Source organism: Streptomyces sp. NPDC107522, from assembly GCF_055657525.1.
In genome coordinates, this window is the sequence record NZ_JBVKAU010000007.1 from 410,793 (window position 1) to 429,383 (window position 18,591).

Genomic DNA, 18,591 nt, shown 5'->3' on the forward strand with positions numbered 1-18,591 from the left:
CGTGCGACGGTGCATGCCCACGGTCCCGACGCTCCCGTGCGCCCCCACCCCGGGAACTGAGATCCTTACTGGGCGCATCCCTGTGGGTAGCCAGAACGGGGACTCGGCAGAGGGCACCACGCGCGGGGGAACGCGAGAAACACCAGCACGAACCGGGGGGAAGAGGGGGGAAGCAATGCCTCGTTGGAGGGCCTTGCCGGATGAACTGGATCCGCAGGTCAGGGAGTTCGCGAGCCAGCTGCGGCGGCTCGTGGACCGCAGCGGTCTGAGCATCGCGGCGCTGGCCGACCGCACGGGATACAGCAAGACGTCCTGGGAGCGGTATCTGAACGGGCGGCTGCTCGCACCCAAGGGCGCGATCGTGGCGCTCGCGGAGGTCACCGGGACCAATCCGATCCACCTGACGACGATGTGGGAGCTCGCCGAACGGGCGTGGAGCCGTTCGGAGATGCGCCACGACATGACCATGGAGGCCATCCGCATCTCCCAGGCGCGGGCCGCGCTGAGCGAGTTCGGGGCGCCGCCGGCGAACGCCAAGGGGAGCGGGAAGGCGGGCAGGACCGCGCGCAGAAGCGGCAGCGCGACGGCGGCGCCGACGCCTGGCGTGGCCGGGCCGGCGGGCGTGGCCCCGACGGTGCCGCCTGCCGTGCCGGTGCAGCCTACGGCGCCGGAGGTGCGGGACTCGGCGGTTCGGGATTCCTCGGTGCAGGACTCCGTGGTGCGGGACTCCGCGGCGCGGGGTTCGGCGGGGAGTGACGTCCGGGAGGGCGGTTCCTCGGGGAGTTCCGGGGGCAACTCGTGGGGGGTCGCGGGCTATCGGGGTCCGTCGCCGTCGGGTGGTCGTACCGCGAGGTCGGGGGCGGCGCCCTCGGCGGCGTCCGGGGCGCCCGAGGTGTCGGGAGCGTCCGCGTCCGGCGCGTCCGGCGTGGCCTCCGGGTGGTCTCCCGGGGCGCCCAATCCGTACGGAGAGCCTCCGCAGGGGCCGCGTCCCGGACGCCGGTCCTCCGGTGGCGGTGGCGGTGGCAAGCGGCGGCTGACGATGTTCCTCGCGGGCGTCGTCGGTGTGCTGGTCGTGATCGCGGCGGTGTTCTACCTCACCGACGGCGGCAGCGGGAAGAAGGGCGAGGACGCCGCCAAGTCGCCCTCGCCGTCCGCGACCACCGACGCCGATCTGCCGGCCGGGGTGAAGTGCAGCGGTGACTCCTGCACCGGCAAGGACGCGGAGAGCATGGGCTGCAGCGGGGACCTGGTGACCACCGCCAAGACCGCGACCGTCGGCACGGCCGTGGTCGAGGTGCGCTACAGCGAGACGTGCGGCGCGGCGTGGGGGCGGATCACGGGGGCCACGCAGGGGGACGAGGTGGTCGTGTCGGTCGGCAAGACGAAGCAGACCGGGACGATCACTGTCGCCGGGGACACGATCGCCTACACGCCGATGGTGGCCGTGAAGGACGCGGGCGAGGCGACGGCTTGCGCGACGCTGGCGGCGGGGCAGGAGGGGTGTACGCCGTAGGGGGCGGCGGGAGGGGGTTGCCCACCCGCCCACCCGTCTCGGTCCCTCGAGAGGCTGGGCTCGAAAAGCCCTGGGGCTCCGGCCCAGGCCCCGCCGATGCTTTGCACCCGCCGCGGCGGCTTGACGCCGACTGTGCGACCAACGGCCGTCATGGGCTGGTCGCGCAGTTCCCCGCGCCCCTGTCGGGGCGCTGCCGGACCGCCTCCTTCAGCGCACCCGGCGCCCGAGTCCCGAGTCAACCGTCCCTGCCCTCGACGTCGGCCAGTTGTGGCCAGAGCGTCGGGCGTTCGAGGACGAGCACAGTCATCCCTGACCCCACGCAGCGCAGGCTGGCAACTTTCAGCCCGTCCGTCGTTCGAGGACAAGGCCGCACCATCCCGAACCCCCACCCACCCGCAGGGGGGTCTGCCGCACAGGACCGGCGCTCACTTCCCAGCGCCGGACTGCATCATCCAGCCCGTCCGGCGTTTGAGGACGAGACCCTTTCAGGGCCGAAGCGGGGGTCTGGGGGCGGCAGCCCCAGGACCGGGGTCGAAGGGGCGGAGCCCCTGGAGGATGGGACGGGTAGGGGCGGCGGGGGCGGAAAAAAGAATTCGGTCGGGCAGGAATGGGCGGCGGCAAAGTGGGCACGCGCACCGTACCCCCACGGGAGTCCGGCAATCGGTACCCCCACCCGGCGGCCGCCCAAGTCCCCCTCTCCCGGACAGGGCGGCCGCCCCCCCTTTTTTTGCAACGCGCCTGCCCCCCTCTTGCAACGCGCCCGGCCCCCCTTTGGCCATGCGCCCGCCCCCTTTGGCCACGCGCCCGCGCCCCTTTGACCCCAGTGATCGTCTTTCTGTGGGACGGGCCACACGGACCCGGCCGTGCGAGATCCCGGATGCGCGATAGCCTGACGGGTGGATCTCTTGACGCCAAGAGATCGATCATCTCGTCCCGCACCCCGGGGCAGGGACGCCCCATCGCCAGCTGTCATACGGAGAACGCCATGACCCGCACTCCCGTGAACGTCACCGTCACCGGCGCGGCCGGCCAGATCGGCTACGCCCTGCTCTTCCGCATCGCCTCCGGCCAGCTGCTGGGCGCGGATGTTCCGGTCAAGCTGCGTCTGCTCGAGATCACCCCGGCCCTCAAGGCCGCCGAGGGCACCGCCATGGAGCTCGACGACTGCGCGTTCCCGCTCCTCCAGGGCATCGACATCACCGACGACCCGAACGTCGCCTTCGACGGCGCCAACGTCGCCCTCCTCGTCGGCGCCCGCCCCCGCACCAAGGGCATGGAGCGCGGCGACCTCCTCGAGGCCAACGGCGGCATCTTCAAGCCGCAGGGCCAGGCCATCAACGCCCACGCCGCGGACGACATCAAGGTCCTCGTCGTCGGCAACCCGGCCAACACCAACGCCCTCATCGCGCAGGCCGCCGCGCCCGACGTACCGGCCGAGCGCTTCACCGCGATGACCCGCCTCGACCACAACCGCGCGCTGACCCAGCTCGCGAAGAAGACGGGCTCGACCGTCTCCGACATCAAGCGGCTCACCATCTGGGGCAACCACTCCGCCACCCAGTACCCGGACATCTTCCACGCCACCGTCGCCGGCAAGAACGCCGCCGAGGTCGTCAACGACGAGAAGTGGCTGGCCGAGGACTTCATCCCGACCGTCGCCAAGCGCGGCGCGGCGATCATCGAGGCCCGTGGCGCCTCCTCCGCGGCCTCCGCCGCCAACGCCGCCATCGACCACGTGTACAGCTGGGTCAACGGCACCGCCGACGGCGACTGGGTCTCCATGGGTATCCCGTCCGACGGGTCCTACGGCGTTCCCGAGGGCCTTATCTCCTCCTTCCCCGTCACCACCAAGGACGGCAAGTACGAGATCGTCCAGGGCCTGGAGATCAACGAGTTCTCCCGCGCCCGTATCGACGCCTCCGTCAAGGAGCTCGAGGAGGAGCGCGAGGCCGTTCGCTCCCTCGGTCTCATCTGAGTCCGGTATCCGAGTTCTGTCACGAACTTGCGCGGGCCCCGTTCCGGTTTCTTCCGGGACGGGGCCCGCGGCCGTTTTCGCCGCTAGCGTCGGAAGTGGTAACCATCAGGTGATTCGGGGGACTTGCCATGAGCGGGTGGGACGGCAAACACGAGCCGAGCGAGGAGAGAGGCCAGGCCGCCTGGGCCGCGGGGGAGCCCGAACAGGAGCCGGTCACCCCGCCCGCGTGGGCCTCGGCCCGGACGCAGACCTTCTGGACGCCCCCGCACCCGTCGGTCCCCGTTCCCGTTCTCACCCCCACCCCGCCCTCGCCCGCGCCTCCCCGCGCCCGCCGCCTCCTGCTCGTCCTGGCCGCCGCGGCCGTCTTCGGCGCAGGCGTCGGCACCGGCGTCTGGTACCTGATCCGCGACGACTCCACCGCCACCGGGGCGGCGACCCCGGTGCCGAGCGTCGCCGTCACCACCCCGTCGGCATCCACCCTGACCTCTCCCTCCGCGACACCCTCGCCGTCCGTGGGCTACCGCCGCGCCCAGGACCCCGTCGGCTACACCCTCCACGTCCCCGAGGGCTGGCTCCGCAGCCAGAAGGAGGGGGAGAAGGCCCCGGTGGTCCACTACGACTCCCCGGACGACGGCCGCGGCCTGCAGATCTTCGCCCTCGCGGAGGACACCCCGGCCGAGTCCCTGGGCCTCGCCGAGAACGACCCCGGCTACGGCTTCGCGCACCAGCCCGGCTACCAGGCCCTGGACCGGGCCTCGTCCGCCACCTGGTCCGAGCTCACGTACCGCTACGTCGACGAGGACAAGGGCCCGCGCCAGGTCGTCGACCACCGCTTCGAGGCCGCCGACGGCACGCTCTTCGCGATCCGCTCCAGCGGCCCGGAGGACCTGGACCCGGACCTGGTCCGCGCGCCGCTCGACATGGCGCTCGACTCCTTCTGCCCGCAGGGCGGTTCGTGCCCCTGAGGGCGCGGAGGCGACGTCACGCCGCGGGCTCCTTCGCACGGCTCGGCACGGCCGCCGTACGCGAAGCGCCGCTTCCTCCTCGGTGGCCGGCCACCACCGCGACCGTTGCCGTCAGCACCAGCAGGGCGACGACGCGCAGGGCCGGGCCCATCCCGTGCGGGAAGTCGGTGTGGGTGGACAGGACCGTGCCGGTGGCGGCGACGCCCAGGGCCGCGCCGATCTCGCGGGCCGAGGTGCCGAGGCCGGAGCCCAGGCCCGTCCGGTGGGCGGGGAGGGACGTGATGACGCCGAGGGTCAGGGCGGGCATGGCCAGGCCGGTGCCGGCGGAGATGACGAGCAGCCAGCAGGCGTACGCCGGGTAGGGCGTGCCGGCGTCCGCCGTGGACGCCCCGAGCAGGCCGAGTCCGATGAGGGCGAGGCCGCTTCCGATCACCGCACGGGGGTACGCCGTCCAGCGCGCGGCGAGCTTCGGCATCAGCGCCATGCCGACGATGAGCGGGACGATCGCGACGCCGGTGAGAGCGGGGCCGTAGCCCTTCACGCCTTGCAGATACTGCGAGTTGACGTAGAAGAGGGAGAACAGGCCGAAGAAGCCCGTCGCCAGGCCGAGGGTGGTGGCGCGCAGGCGGGGCGCGGTGAACACGCGCGGGTCGAAGAGCGGGGTGCGAGAGCGGAGCGCGTGCAGCGTGAAGAGGGCGATCAGGACGGCGCCGGCCGCGAAGACCGTCAGGATGCGTGGCGAACTCCAGCCGTAGGCCGGGCCTTCGATGATGCCGAAGAGGACGGCGACCAGGCCCGCGGTGAGCAGGAGCGTGCCCAGGGGGTCGGGGTGGTTGTGCGGGGCGCGCTCCGTGCGCGGGGTCGTGATCGCCACGGCGAGGGCGAGGAGCGCTGCCACAGGGACCATCAGTGCGAACAGCGCGCGCCAGGACAGGAACTGGCCGATCAGGCCCCCGCCCAGATTGCCCGCGAGGCCGCCGAGGCCGATCGCGAGCGTCCAGGAGGCCATGGCCTGTGCCCGGCGTTCGGGACCCGCCAGCCGCAGCAGGATCGAGGTGGTTGTGGGTGTGATCAGCGCGGCGCCCGCGCCGGAGATGCCACGGCCCGCGATCAGCAGCGCCGGATCCGGTGCGAGCGCGCTCGTGGCGGCGCCCGCGGCGAACAGGGCGAGGCCGGTGAGCAAGGCCCCTTTGCGGCCGAGCCGGTCGCCCAACGCGCCGGCCGGGATGAGGAGTCCGGCGAAGACGATGACGTAGGCGTCGACCGTCCACAGGATTTCGGTGTGGGTGGGATGCAGGCTCGACGAACTCAGTTGCGGGATCAGGAGGTTGATGGCGGCGACCATGCTCTGGGCGACCAGGACGCAGGCGCACAGAGTCAGCAGCGTCGACCGTTTCAGGGCGTGCGAGGGCAAGGCTCCTCCCGGGAGCTCGGTGTGGTGTGGGATGCCCTGTCACCGTAGGCTCGGGGTCCACCTGCACTCCAGTGCAACCTTTGCAAGGGATCGATGCGCGTGACGCAATCCGCGAGCCCGGGGAATCCGGGGAGCCCGGCCGACCTGCATCCGGCGAACCTGGACCTGAATCTGCTGGTCGCCCTGGACGTGCTGCTGGAGGAGCAGAGCGTGGGCGGCGCCGCCCGGCGGCTGCATCTGTCCGAGCCGGCCATGAGCCGCACGCTGGGCCGGGTCCGCAAGGCGCTCGGCGACCCCGTCCTGGTGCGGGCCGGGCGGCGGATGGTGCCGACGCCGCACGCGCTCGCCGTGCGGGCCGAGGTGAGCGCGGTGGTGGAGCGGGCGCGCGCGTTGTTCGCGCCGGCCGGGGACGTGGACGTGCGGACGGTGCGGCGCACGCTGACGATCGTCGGTCATGACGCCATCGCCGCCGCCTGCGGACCGGCGCTCTACACCCGCGCCGCCGAGGAGGCGCCCGGCATCCGCCTCAGGTTCCTCGCCGAGAGCCATGTGGACACGCCGTTCCTGCGCGAGGGCACGGCGGATCTGGAGGTCGGGGTCGTCGACACGGTGGCGCCCGAGGTGCATGTGGAGCCGCTGTGCGAGGACCGGATGCTGGGTGTCGTACGGGCCGGACATCCGCTGCTGGAGGGCGAGTTGACGCCCGAGCGGTTCGCTGCGGAGGCGGACCACCTCATCGTCTCGCGGCGCGGGAGGCTGCACGGTCCGGTCGACGCCCGGCTCGCCGAACTCGGGCTGCGGCGTCGGGTGGTGGGAGCGGTCGGCACCTTCCCTGCCTCGCTGTTCGTCATCCGGGACACCGACCTCGTGGGGCTGATCAGCTCCTGGTGTCTGCCGCTCGCCTCGGCATTGGGGCTGGTCACCTTCGACGTACCGCTGCGGCTGCCGCCGCTCAGGCTGGGGCTGGCGTGGCATCCCCGGCACGACGCCGACCCCGCGCACGCCTGGCTGCGCTCAGCGGTGCGGGGCGTGGTGGCCGAGTGGTCAGTCGGTGGAGGTGGACGTGGAGGTGGCGCTGTCGTCTAGGCGCTTCTCGAACCAGTGGCCGCCGTACACGTCGTCGTTGTAGGCCGGGATCTCGGTGTAGCCGCACGCCCGGTACATCGCCTGCGCCTCGGTGAGCACGGCGTGTGTGTCGAGGCGTACGACGGTCAAGTGCCGTGCGGCCGCCTCCTGTTCGAGCGCGGTGAGCAGACGGCGGGCGAGGCCGAGGCGGCGGGCGTCGGGGTGTACCCAGACGTGGCGGATCTCGCCGGTGCCGGGTGCCAGGCGCCGCAGCGCCCCGCAGCCCACGGGGCGGCCCTCCTCATGGGCGACGAAGAACGCGCCGGCGTCGCCGGACACCTCCTCCGGCCGTACGAGCCAGGCCTTGTCGTACCCCTCGGGGAACCGCTCGTCGATGTCGGCCGCGTACGCGTCGAGGCAGGCCCGGGCGTCCGGTGCGGCGCCGTCGACCAGGTCGACGCTGATGCCCGCGAGGCGCAGGAGGCGCTGGGTGGTGGCCATGGCCTCGGTCAGTTCGGTGCGCTGAGGTTCGCTGAGACCTTCGAGCAGCCCGGCGACGACAGCGCCCGCCCGCCGGTTCTGCTCCTTCACCTCCACCCGCCCGGCCGGGGTCAACTCGATCATCCGCAGCCGGTTGTCCCGCGGGTGCGCGCTCAGCCGGACCATGCCCTGGGCCTCCAGCGCCTTCGCCATCCGGCTCAGATACCCGGCGTCCAGGCCGAGCCGGCTCCTGAGCTCCCGCAGGGACGCGCCGGCCGGGAAGCCGGAGATCTCGAAGAGCAGCCGGGCCTCGCCGAGCGGGCGGTCCTGGCCGAGGTAGTGGTCGTCCAGTACGCCGATGCGGCGGGTGAAGTAACGGTTGAAGCGGCGGAAGGCCGTCACATGCTCCGTTGATACTGGCTCCATATTTCTTTGACTTTAGTCAAAGGTCGGGCCACCGTCTATGGATTCCTTTTTGTCGCTTTTGTCCTTATGTTCAGTGACCCGGCGCACTTTCGGTCACGGATCGCGCATGCATCCGAGGGCGGGGGGCAGGCGCACTCGGTCCCCGTGTGTGACACCCGTGTGACACAGGGGCTCTGAACAGGAACGGAAGGCAACACCGATCATGGCGGAAAGTACCGAACTCGCGGCGCGCAACACCATCCACGTGGGAGGGGAGTGGCGTGCGGCCGTCTCCGGCGCGACGCGCGACATCCTCGACCCCGCGGACGCGACGCCGTTCGCCGTGGTCGCGGAGGGTGACGAGAAGGACACCGATCTGGCGGTCGCGGCCGCTCACCGTGCCTTCGACGCAGGCCAGGGCGAGTGGCCGCGTACGCCTGTCGCCGAGCGTGCCGCCCTGCTGCGCCGCGTCGCCGACCTGCTCGTGCGCGACCGCGAGAAGCTCGGCCTGCTGGAGAGCCGCGACGCCGGCAAGACCGTCGAAGAGGGCCGGGTCGACATCGACTGCGTCGCCGACGCCTTTCGCTACTTCGCCGAGCTCGTCGCCGCCGAGGCCCCGGGCCGCGTCGTCGACGCGGGCTCGTCCGACATCCACAGCGTGGTCGTCCACGAGCCGGTCGGCGTGTGCGCGCTGATCACGCCCTGGAACTACCCCCTCCTCCAGGCCAGCTGGAAGATCGCGCCCGCGCTCGCCGCCGGGAACACCTTCGTCGTCAAGCCGAGCGAGATCACGCCGATGACGACCATCGCGCTCATCGAGCTGCTGGTCGAGGCCGGGCTGCCCGCCGGGGTCGCGGGCATCGTCACCGGGCCCGGCCACACCGTCGGCGCCCGTCTCGCCGAGCACCCCGACGTCGACCTCGTCTCCTTCACCGGCGGCCTCATCAGCGGCACCAAGGTGGCCCAGGCCGCGGCGCCCACCGTCAAGAAGGTCGCCCTCGAACTCGGCGGCAAGAACCCCAACGTCGTCTTCGCCGACGCCTGCGCCACCGACGAGGCCTTCGACACCGCCGTCGACCAGGCCCTCAACGCCGCCTTCATCCACAGCGGCCAGGTCTGCTCGGCGGGCGCCCGCCTCATCGTCGAGGAGTCGGTGCGGGACCGTTTCGTCGCCGAGCTCGCCCGCCGGGCCCAGAAGATCCGCCTCGGCCGTGGCACCGCCGACGGCGTCGAGTGCGGCCCGCTCGTCTCCGAGCAGCAGCGCGCCAAGGTCGAGGGGTACGTCGACTCCGCGCTCAAGGAGGGCGCGGTGCTGCGCTCCGGCGGAAAGCGGCCCGAGCCGTCCGCCGAGCGGCCGGTGAACGGCTACTTCTACGAGCCGACCGTCCTCGACCACTGCCACCGCGAGATGAAGGTCGTACGGGAGGAGGTCTTCGGGCCGGTCCTCACCGTCGAGACCTTCCGCACCGAGGACGAGGCGATCGCCCTCGCCAACGACACCGAGTACGGCCTCGCGGGCGCGGTCTGGACCGCCGACGCGGGGCGGGCCCGCCGGGTCGCCGGCCGGCTGCGGCACGGCACCGTGTGGATCAACGACTTCCACCCCTACCTGCCGCAGGCGGAGTGGGGCGGCTTCGGCAAGAGCGGAGTGGGCCGGGAGTTGGGGCCCGCGGGGCTCGCCGAGTACCGCGAGACCAAGCACGTCTATCAGAACCTGGCGCCAAAGCCTGTCCGGTGGTTCACCGGCTGATCCCGGGCACCGCAGCCAACCAAGGGGCGCGGGGAACTGCGCGACCAGCCACAAGAGACCCGCGCCCGAAAGACCACAGGCCCCCCACGGCGCCAAATCCCTGGAGTACCACCCCATGTCCAAGAACCCTCACGAGTACGACTACGTCGTCATCGGCGGCGGCACCGCAGGATCCGTCATAGCCTCCCGCCTCACCGAGAACCCCGACGTCACCGTCGCCGTCATCGAGGGCGGCCCCAGCGACGTCGGCCGCGACGACGTCCTCACCCTGCGCCGGTGGATGGGCCTGCTCGGCGGCGAGCTGGACTACGACTACCCCACCACCGAGCAGCCACGCGGCAACTCCCACATCCGGCACAGCCGCGCCCGCGTCCTCGGCGGCTGCTCCTCGCACAACACGCTCATCTCCTTCAAGCCGCTTCCGTCCGACTGGGACGAGTGGGAGGAGGCCGGCGCCAAGGGCTGGGGTGCCGTGCCGATGGAGGCGTACTACGCCCGGCTGAAGAACAACATCGTCTCCGTCGACGAGAAGGACCGGAACGCCATCGCCCGCGACTTCGTCGACGCCGCCCAGAGCGCGCTCGGCGTCCCGCGCGTCGAGGGCTTCAACAAGCAGCCCTTCACCGAGGGCGTCGGCTTCTTCGACCTCGCCTACCACCCCGAGAACAACAAGCGCTCGTCGGCGTCGGTGGCGTATCTGCACCCCGTGATGGACGAGCGGGAGAACCTCACGATCCTGCTGGAGACCTGGGCGTACAAGCTGGAGCTCGACGGCAGCCGCGCCGAGGGCGTCCACGTGCGCACCAAGGACGGCGAGGAGCTGCTGATACGGGCCCGGCGCGAGGTCGTCCTGTGCGCGGGCGCCGTCGACTCGCCCCGCCTGCTGCTGCACTCCGGCATCGGCCCGAAGGCGGACCTGGAGGCGCTCGGCATACCGGTGGCGCTCGACCTGCCGGGCGTCGGCGAGAACCTGCTCGACCACCCCGAGTCGGTGATCGTCTGGGAGACCAACGGCCCGATCCCCGACAACTCCGCGATGGATTCGGATGCCGGGCTGTTCGTGCGCCGCGACCCCGAACACCCGGGCCCCGACCTGATGTTCCACTTCTACCAGATCCCCTTCACGGACAACCCGGAGCGACTGGGCTACGAGCGGCCGGAGTTCGGGGTGTCCATGACCCCGAACATCCCCAAGCCCAAGAGCCGCGGCCGGCTGTACCTGACCAGCGCCGACCCGTCCGTGAAGCCCGCGCTCGACTTCCGCTACTTCACGGACGAGGACGACTACGACGGGCGGACGCTGGTCGACGGGATAAAGATCGCCCGCGAGATCGCCAAGGCCGAGCCGCTCGCCGGCTGGCTCAAGCGCGAGGTGTGCCCCGGCCCGGACGTCACGGGCGACGAGGAGCTCGGCGAGTACGCCCGCAAGGTCGCGCACACCGTGTACCACCCGGCCGGCACCTGCCGAATGGGCGCAGCCGACGACGAACTGGCCGTGGTGGACCCGCAGTTGCGGATCCGCGGACTGGATGGAATCCGAATCGCCGACGCCTCCGTGTTCCCGACGATGACCGCAGTGAACCCGATGATCGGGGTGCTCATGGTCGGGGAGAAGGCGGCGGACCTGATGGGAGGTGAGGCGTGATGAGTACGACCCCTGAGACGACGCCCGAGAACACGACGACCGAGAACACGACGCCCGTGAACACGCGGCCTGACAACACGAGGACCGAGAACACGATGCCCGAGACCCGAAAGCCGCCGACCGCGGCGCCGGTCTTCTCCGTCGAGGGCCTGTGGAAGGTCTTCGGCCCGAAGGCGCACCGGGTCCCCGCCGACCCGGAGCTCACCGCGCTCACCCCCGCCGAGCTGCGCACGCGCACCGGCTGCACGGCGGCGGTCAGGGACGTGTCCTTCGACGTCCGCAAGGGCGAGGTCTTCGTCGTCATGGGCCTGTCCGGCTCCGGCAAGTCCACGCTGGTGCGCTGTCTGACCCGGCTGATCGAGCCCACCTCCGGCACGATCGCCATCGACGGCGAGGACGTCCGCGCCATGGACAAGACCCGCCTGCGCGAACTGCGCCGCCACCGCGCCGCGATGGTCTTCCAGCACTTCGGCCTGCTGCCGCACCGCACGGTCCTCGACAACGTGGCCTACGGCCTGGAGATCCAGGGCGTCGGCAGGGCGGAGCGCCGTGAGCGGGCCGCCCAGGTCGTCGCCAAGGTCGGCCTGGAGGGCATGGAGCACCGCAGGCCCGGCCAGCTGTCCGGCGGTCAGCGTCAGCGCGTGGGCCTCGCGCGGGCGCTGGCCGTGGACCCCGAGGTCCTGCTCTTCGACGAGCCCTTCAGCGCGCTCGACCCGCTGATCCGGCGGGACATGCAGGAGGAGGTCGTCCGCCTGCATCGCGAGGAGGGCCGCACGATGGTCTTCATCACCCACGACCTCAGCGAGGCCCTGAAGCTCGGCGACCGCATCGCCCTCATGCGCGACGGCGCCGTCGTCCAGCTCGGCACCCCCGAGGAGATCGTCGGCTCCCCGGCCGACGACTACGTCCGCGAGTTCGTCCGCGACGTCCCGCGCGAACAGGTCATGACGGTTCGTACGGCCATGAGGACCGCGTCGGCGTCCGAGCAGGGCAGCGGCCCGGCGGTCGCGCCGGACGCGACGGTGTCCGAGGCGATCGAGGCGGTGGCACGGGCGGGCGCTCCCGCACGCGTCGTCGACGAGGGCCGGTGCGTCGGGGTGGTGGACTCCGAGGCGCTGCTCGAGGTGGTGGCCGGGACCGCCAAGGAGGCGGTCTGATGGCAACGATCACCGCACCGACTCCCCGTGGCCTCCCCGCGATCCTGAGAAACCGGGCGGCAGCCAAGCTCGTCCTTCTCGCCCTCGCGGCCGCGGTCCTCGTGCCGCTGGCCAACGCCCGCTGGGCGAGCGGCAGCTGGCCGGACGCGCTGACCGTCGACCTGACCGACCCGCTCACCAGGACCAGCGCCTGGATCATCGACAACCGGGACAGCCACCCCCTGTTCCTCTACTTCTTCGGCCACATCAGCAACGCGGTCGTCGTCTCCGTACGCGCCGTCTACCTGGTCCTGCTCGCCGCCGGCTGGGCGGGCGTCACGGCCGCCGCGGCCCTGATCGCCTGGCGCGTCGCGGGCTGGAGGCTGGCCGCCGGTACCGGCGTGGCGTTCCTGGCCTGCGGTGTCCTCGGCATGTGGGTCCCGACCATGCAGACCCTCGCGCTGATGGTCGTGGCGGTTCTCGCCTCGGTCGTCGTCGGCGCGCTGCTGGGCCTCGCCGCCGGGCTGTCCGACCGTATGGACCGGGCCCTGCGCCCTCTCCTGGACACCATGCAGGTGCTCCCGGCGTACGCCTACCTGCTCCCCGTCGTCCTGGTCTTCGGCATGGGCGTCCCCGCCGCCGTCCTGGCCACGGTCGTCTATGCCGCCCCGCCGATGGCCCGCCTCACCGCCCTCGGCCTGCGCGGCGCCGACAAGGAGGTGCTGGAGGCGGTCGAGTCGCTCGGCGCCACCGCACGGCAGCGGCTGCTGACCGCCCGCATCCCGCTGGCCCGCAAGGAACTCCTCCTCGGCCTCAACCAGACGATCATGATGGCGCTGTCGATGGCGGTCATCGCGTCGGTCATCGGCGCGGGCGGCCTCGGTGACCGCGTCTACCAGGCGCTGGCCTCGGTCGACGTCGGCGCGGCACTCGCCGCCGGCATCCCGATCGTGCTGCTCGCCGTCGTCCTCGACCGGGTGACCGGCGCGGCGGGCGAGGGCCTCGGCGACGAGCCGCACCCGAACGGCCGGGCACGCTGGGCGTACGCCCTCGTCGGCGCCGTGGCCGTAGCCGTGGCCGGACGTCTGGCGGGCCGCCTCGACTGGCCCGACGCCTGGACCCTGAACTTCGCCGAGCCGGTCAACCGCGCCGTCGACTGGATGACCGACCACCTCTACTCCGGCGTCCCCGTCATCGGCGGCACCGCCGACTGGGCGGCCCACTTCACGACCTGGATCCTCGACCCCGTGCGGGACGGCCTGCAGTGGCTGCCGTGGTGGTCGGTCCTGCTGATCGTCGCCGCCCTGGCCTGGCTGATCGGCACCTGGCGCACCGCGCTGACCGCCGTGCTCGCCATGGCCGCGATCGGCGTCCTCGGCGTGTGGGGTCCGTCGCTCGACACCCTCTCCCAGGTCCTGGCGGCCGTCGCCGTCACCCTGGTCCTCGGCTTCGCGACCGGCATCGCGGCCGCCCGCAGCGACCGCTTCGAGCGGCTGCTGCGCCCCGTGCTGGACGTCTTCCAGACGATGCCGCAGTTCGTGTACCTGATCCCGGTCGTGGCGCTGTTCGGCGTGGGGCGCGCCCCCGCGGTCGCCGCGGCCGTCGTCTACGCCCTGCCCGCCGTCGTCCGCATCACCACCCAGGGCCTGCGCCAGGTCGACCCGGCCGCCCTGGAGTCGGCCCGCTCGCTCGGCGCGACCCCCGCCCAGCAGCTGCGGCAGGTCCAGCTCCCGCTCGCCCGCCCGGCGCTGCTGCTCGCCGTCAACCAGGGCGTCGTCCTGGTCCTCGCCGTCGTCATCATCGGCGGCCTGGTCGGCGGTGGCGCGCTCGGCTACGAGGTCGTCTTCGGCCTCGCCCAGGGCGACCTGGCGACCGGTCTGGTGGCCGGCGCGGCGATCGTCTGCCTGGGCCTGATGCTGGACCGGGTGACCCAGCCGACTGAGCGCCGCGCGAAGAAGGGAGCGTGACATGCGACTTCGTACTACGACCGCTGCGGTGGCCGGTGTGTCCTCGCTGTCGTTGCTGCTGCTGACCGGCTGCGGCGCCGCCGACATGACCAAGCAGGCCTCGCCCTTCGCCAACGCCCAGGGCGCCAAGTCCGTGACCCTGTCCGTGCAGTCCTGGGTCGGCGCGCAGGCCAACGTGGCCGTCGCCCAGTACCTGCTGGAGCACGAGCTCGGCTACCGCGTCGACACCGTGCAGATCGACGAGGTGCCCGCCTGGGACGCGCTCAGCCAGGGCCGCGTCGACGCGATCATGGAGGACTGGGGCCACCCCGACGAGGAGCAGCTCTACGTCAAGGACAAGAAGACGATCGTGCCCGGCGGTGACCTCGGGGTCACCGGGCACATCGGCTGGTTCGTCCCGACGTACTTCGCCAAGGCGCACCCGGACGTCACCGACTGGAAGAACCTCAACAAGTACGCCGACCAGATGCGTACCGCGGAGAGCGGCGGCAAGGGCCAGCTGATGGACGGCTCGCCCTCCTATGTCACCAACGACAAGGCGCTGGTGAACAACCTGGACCTGGACTACCAGGTGGTGTTCGCCGGTTCGGAGGCCGCGCAGATCACGCAGATCAAGCAGTTCGCCAAGGAGAAGAAGCCCTTCCTGACGTACTGGTACGAGCCGCAGTGGCTGTTCAAGAAGGTCCCGATGACCGAGGTGAAGCTGCCGGCGTACAAGGAGGGCTGCGACGCGGACCCGGAGAAGGTCGCCTGCGCCTATCCGCACACCCCGCTGCAGAAGTACCTCAACGCGGACTTCGCCAGGACCGGCGGCAAGGCGGCGGCTCTGCTGAAGAAGTTCAAGTGGACGACCGAGGACCAGAACGAGGTCTCCCTGATGATCGCCGAGCAGAAGCTGTCGCCGGAGGAGGCGGCGAAGAAGTGGGCGGACAGCCACGAGTCCACGTGGAAGGCGTGGCTGTCCTGACCGTCACTTCGTGAGGCCGGCTGCGAGATCGGCCGCGATGTCACCCAGGGCCTGAGCGGCCCGGCGCTGGAGTCCCGGCCCGAACGTGATCCGGGTGGCCCCGAGTTCACCGAGTTCGGTGGGCGAGGGGCCGTCCCCGGTCACGGTGCCGTGCACATTGATCGGCCCCTGGATCCCGGACCGCAGCAGCGGCAGTACGTCGGTGGGGGCGCCGATCGGATACACGCAGTCGGCGCCCGCGGCGACGTACAACGCGGCCCGCTGGATGGCCTGTTCGGCGGCCTGCTTGGGGTCGGTGGCACCGGGCGTGCGGATGAAGGTGTCGATCCGGGCGTTGACGAAGAGCCGGTCGGCGGCGGCGTGCCGTACCTCGGCGAGCCAGTCGGCGTGCGCGCGCGGGTCCTTCAGGGCCCCGTCCGCGGAGTCCTCGAGGTTGCAGCCGACGGCGCCCGTCTCCAGCAGCCGCTCCACCAGCTCCTTCGGCGCGATCCCGTACCCGCCCTCGATGTCCGCCGACACCGGCACGTCGACGGCCCGTACGATCCGCGCGACCGCCGCGAACATCTCGTCGGCCGGGGTTTGTCCGTCCTCGTACCCGAGGGAGGCGGCGACCCCCGCGCTGGGCGTGGCGAGTGCCGGGAAGCCGGCCTCGACGAAGACGCGGGCGCTGGCGGCGTCCCAGGGGCCGGGCAGGACGAGCGGGTCGCCGGGGGAGCGGCGCCGGTGCAGTGCGCGTAAAGCTCCGGCCTTGGTCACGGCTCCGGTCTGGGCAACGGTCTCGGTCATGGTGTGTATCCCCCTGGTGGAATGCGCCGGCCGACCATCATCCGGTTCCAGTTGTTGATGGCGACGACCAGCCCGATGAGATGGGCGAGTTCGGTCTCGTCGAAGTGCGCGGCGGCACGGTCGTACACCTCGTCCGGCACAAAGCCGTCCGTGAGGACGGTGACCGACTCGGTCACCGCGAGCGCGGCCCGTTCCCGCTCGTCGAAGACGTCCTCGGCCTCCTCCCAGGCGGCAAGCAGATCGAGCTGCTGCTCGCTCACGCCGTGCTCGCGGGCGATGGCGAGGTGCATGTCGAGGCAGAAGGCGCAGTGGTTGAGCTGTGAGGCCCGGATCACGACGAGCTCGGCGAGGGCCGGGTCGCCGAGGCCCTTCTTCGCGGTCGCGCTGAGCGCGGACATGGCCTGCCCTACGGCGGGGTCGAGAAGCCGTGTGCGTGGGCTCACCGATGTGCGGGTGGTCACTGGTGCCCGCCGGGCTGGTAGTGCCCCGGGACCATACGGCAGGTCACCCCGAACCGGTTCCAGGCGTTGATCACCGTGATCGCGGCGATGAGCTGGGCGAGTTCGGCCTCCTCGAAGTGCCCCGCGGCCTTCTCGTACACCTCGTCGGGCACGAACCCGTCCGTCAGCACGGTCACGGCCTCCGTCAGCTCGATCGCCGCGAGCTCCTTCGGTGTGTAGAAGTGCGCCGACTCCTCCCAGGCGCCGAGCTGCACGATCCGCTCGACGCTCTCGCCCGCCGCGAGCGCGTCCTTCGTGTGCATGTCCAGGCAGAACGCGCAGTGGTTGATCTGCGAGGCGCGGATCTTCACCAGCTCGTACAGCCTCGGCTCCAGCCCCTTCCGGGCGGCCGCGTCGAGCCGGATCATCGCCTTGTAGACGTCGGGCGCGTGCTCGGCCCAGCTCAGCCGGGCGGGACGCTCGGGGGCGTACTCCACTGTGGTGACCATGGCGGTGCTGTCTGTCGTCGTCATGATCTCGACCCTAGGAGGGAAGCAGCCCAGGAGTATGGTCCATTTCCATGCCGAAACCTTGGGCCACTCTGGGCATCGACCTCCACCTGGAACCGGCGGGACCGGGCCTGCGCCGCGGCCTGGGCGACGCCCTGCGCGAGGCGGTCCGCACAGGCCGCCTCGCCCCCGGCACCCGCCTGCCCTCCTCCCGCTCCCTCGCCGCCGACCTGGGCATCGCCCGCAACACGGTCGCCGAGGCCTACGCCGAACTGGTCGCCGAGGGCTGGCTCACCGCCCGCCAGGGGTCGGGGACGCGGGTGGCCGACCGGGCGGTGACGCCACGGACGGGCGCGTCGGCGTCATCGGGCGCTCCTGGTGCTCCGGCAGCTGAGGGCACCGCCCTCACTTCGCCCCGCGTCACGCCCCCACCCCGCCCGGAACGCCCCCGCCCCGCCTACGACCTCGTCCCCGGCACCCCCGACCTCTCCGCCTTCCCCCGCACGGAGTGGCTCAAGGCGGCCCGCCGTGCCTTCCTCGCCGCCCCGCACCAGGCCCTCGGCTACGGCGACCCGCGCGGCCGCGCCGAACTGCGACACGCGCTCGCCGGCTACCTCTCCCGCGCGCGGGGCGTGCGCGCCGACCCCGAGTGCATCGTGATGTGCGCGGGTTTCGTGCACGGCCTGCAACTGCTCGCCAGGGCACTGCGGGCGCGCGGGACGCAGACGGTGGCGGTGGAGTCGTACGGCCTGCCGCGGCACTGGAGACAACTCACGACGGCCGGACTGACCACCGCCCCCCTCCCCTTCGACGAACTCGGCACGAACCCTGATGAGTTGAAGCAGGAGGGGCCACGGGCAGGCGTTGGACAGGGTGCAGGCGCGGCTACGGGTACAGATGCGGTCCTCCTCTCCCCGGCCCACCAGTTCCCCATGGGCGTACCCCTGCACCGCGACCGCCGGGCGACGGTGGTGGACTGGGCACGCCGCACCGGAGGCCTCGTCCTGGAGGACGACTACGACGGCGAGTTCCGCTACGACCGCCAGCCCGTAGGCGCGCTCCAGGGCCTGGACCCCGACCACGTCGTCTACCTGGGCACGGCCAGCAAGTCCCTCGCCCCGGGCCTGCGGCTGGCCTGGATGGTGCTGCCGGCGACGCTGGTGCGGGAGGTGGTGGAGGCCAAGGGCGGTGTGGACACCTGCGGTGTCCTGGACCAGCTGACCCTCGCGGAGTTCCTCACGTCCGGCGCCTACGACCGCCATGTCCGCGCCGCCCGCCTGCGCTACCGCCGCCGCAGAGACGCCCTGGTCCGCGCCCTGGCCACCCACGCCCCCCACCTCCACGTCACCGGCATCGCGGCCGGCCTCCACGTCGTCCTCCGCCTTCCGCCGGGCACGGAGCAGTCCGTCGTCCAGGCGGCGAACTGGCAGGGCCTGGCCCTCCACGGCCTGACCTTCTACCGCCACGAGACCGCCGCGACGGAGCCGTTGGACGCGCTGGTCGTGGGGTACGGGACGCCGCCGGATCACGCGTGGGCGGGGGCGTTGGAGGCGTTGTGCCGGGTGCTGCCGTGA

The 18,591-nt window shown here is 72.0% G+C and carries 15 protein-coding genes; 10 read left to right on the forward strand and 5 right to left on the reverse strand.

What is annotated here, in order from left to right; all coding sequences use genetic code 11:
- Positions 1-193: 193 nt before the first annotated feature.
- From ACZ7L6_RS25110 to ACZ7L6_RS25120, 3 genes are all read left to right on the forward strand, one after another.
- Positions 194-1,513 (forward strand): helix-turn-helix domain-containing protein, encoded by a 1,320-nt coding sequence (locus ACZ7L6_RS25110; RefSeq protein ID WP_471927462.1) that lies wholly within the window; start codon positions 194-196, stop codon positions 1,511-1,513.
- Positions 1,514-2,498: 985 nt separating this feature from the next.
- Positions 2,499-3,488 carry a malate dehydrogenase gene (locus ACZ7L6_RS25115; RefSeq protein WP_471927464.1) on the forward strand — a complete coding sequence of 330 codons (990 nt, stop codon included), beginning with the start codon at positions 2,499-2,501 and terminating at the stop codon, positions 3,486-3,488.
- A gap of 128 nt (positions 3,489-3,616) precedes the next feature.
- Positions 3,617-4,453, forward strand: a complete 837-nt coding sequence (locus ACZ7L6_RS25120; RefSeq protein ID WP_471927466.1) for a hypothetical protein — start codon at positions 3,617-3,619, stop codon at positions 4,451-4,453.
- Between the two features lie 16 nt (positions 4,454-4,469).
- On the opposite strand, the gene ACZ7L6_RS25125 is transcribed toward ACZ7L6_RS25120, so the two are convergent.
- Positions 4,470-5,867, reverse strand: a complete 1,398-nt coding sequence (locus ACZ7L6_RS25125; protein WP_471927468.1) for an MFS transporter — start codon at positions 5,865-5,867, stop codon at positions 4,470-4,472.
- Positions 5,868-5,960: 93 nt separating this feature from the next.
- On the opposite strand from ACZ7L6_RS25125, the gene ACZ7L6_RS25130 reads away from it, so the two are divergent.
- Entirely contained in the window at positions 5,961-6,953 is a 993-nt protein-coding gene (locus tag ACZ7L6_RS25130; protein WP_471927470.1) for a LysR family transcriptional regulator, read from the forward strand.
- Here the strand turns inward: ACZ7L6_RS25130 and ACZ7L6_RS25135 are convergent.
- Positions 6,912-7,838 carry a bifunctional helix-turn-helix transcriptional regulator/GNAT family N-acetyltransferase gene (locus tag ACZ7L6_RS25135; protein ID WP_471927472.1) on the reverse strand — a complete coding sequence of 309 codons (927 nt, stop codon included), beginning with the start codon at positions 7,836-7,838 and terminating at the stop codon, positions 6,912-6,914. The genes ACZ7L6_RS25130 and ACZ7L6_RS25135 overlap by 42 nt on opposite strands.
- A 202-nt stretch (positions 7,839-8,040) precedes the next feature.
- Here ACZ7L6_RS25135 and ACZ7L6_RS25140 point away from each other — a divergent pair, with 202 nt between their 5' ends.
- From ACZ7L6_RS25140 to ACZ7L6_RS25160, 5 genes are all read left to right on the forward strand, one after another.
- A complete protein-coding gene (locus tag ACZ7L6_RS25140) occupies positions 8,041-9,567 on the forward strand; it encodes an aldehyde dehydrogenase family protein (protein ID WP_471927474.1) in 1,527 nt (508 codons plus the stop codon).
- A gap of 115 nt (positions 9,568-9,682) precedes the next feature.
- Positions 9,683-11,212 carry a GMC family oxidoreductase gene (locus ACZ7L6_RS25145; protein WP_471927476.1) on the forward strand — a complete coding sequence of 510 codons (1,530 nt, stop codon included), beginning with the start codon at positions 9,683-9,685 and terminating at the stop codon, positions 11,210-11,212.
- A 95-nt stretch (positions 11,213-11,307) separates the two neighbouring features.
- Complete coding sequence (locus ACZ7L6_RS25150; protein ID WP_471927536.1) at positions 11,308-12,369, forward strand: quaternary amine ABC transporter ATP-binding protein; 1,062 nt, start codon at positions 11,308-11,310, stop codon at positions 12,367-12,369.
- The gene (locus ACZ7L6_RS25155; RefSeq protein ID WP_471927478.1) at positions 12,369-14,315 is read left to right on the forward strand and encodes an ABC transporter permease; all 1,947 of its coding nucleotides are present in this window, start codon (positions 12,369-12,371) and stop codon (positions 14,313-14,315) included. The genes ACZ7L6_RS25150 and ACZ7L6_RS25155 overlap by 1 nt, the downstream gene beginning before the upstream one ends.
- Position 14,316: 1 nt before the next feature.
- Positions 14,317-15,282, forward strand: coding sequence for an ABC transporter substrate-binding protein (locus tag ACZ7L6_RS25160; protein ID WP_471927480.1), 966 nt, complete (start codon positions 14,317-14,319; stop codon positions 15,280-15,282).
- A 3-nt stretch (positions 15,283-15,285) separates the two neighbouring features.
- On the opposite strand, the gene ACZ7L6_RS25165 is transcribed toward ACZ7L6_RS25160, so the two are convergent.
- The 3 genes from ACZ7L6_RS25165 to ACZ7L6_RS25175 are packed head-to-tail and all read right to left on the reverse strand — an operon-like array spanning position 15,286 to position 17,041.
- Complete coding sequence (locus ACZ7L6_RS25165; protein ID WP_471927482.1) at positions 15,286-16,068, reverse strand: isocitrate lyase/PEP mutase family protein; 783 nt, start codon at positions 16,066-16,068, stop codon at positions 15,286-15,288.
- Positions 16,065-16,511 (reverse strand): carboxymuconolactone decarboxylase family protein, encoded by a 447-nt coding sequence (locus ACZ7L6_RS25170; protein WP_471927484.1) that lies wholly within the window; start codon positions 16,509-16,511, stop codon positions 16,065-16,067. Before ACZ7L6_RS25170 ends, ACZ7L6_RS25165 begins: the two co-directional genes overlap by 4 nt.
- A 14-nt stretch (positions 16,512-16,525) precedes the next feature.
- On the reverse strand, positions 16,526-17,041 hold the full coding sequence (locus ACZ7L6_RS25175) for a carboxymuconolactone decarboxylase family protein (protein WP_471927486.1): 516 nt from the start codon (positions 17,039-17,041) through the stop codon (positions 16,526-16,528).
- A 47-nt stretch (positions 17,042-17,088) separates the two neighbouring features.
- On the opposite strand from ACZ7L6_RS25175, the gene pdxR reads away from it, so the two are divergent.
- Positions 17,089-18,591 (forward strand): MocR-like pyridoxine biosynthesis transcription factor PdxR, encoded by a 1,503-nt coding sequence (pdxR, locus tag ACZ7L6_RS25180; protein ID WP_471927488.1) that lies wholly within the window; start codon positions 17,089-17,091, stop codon positions 18,589-18,591.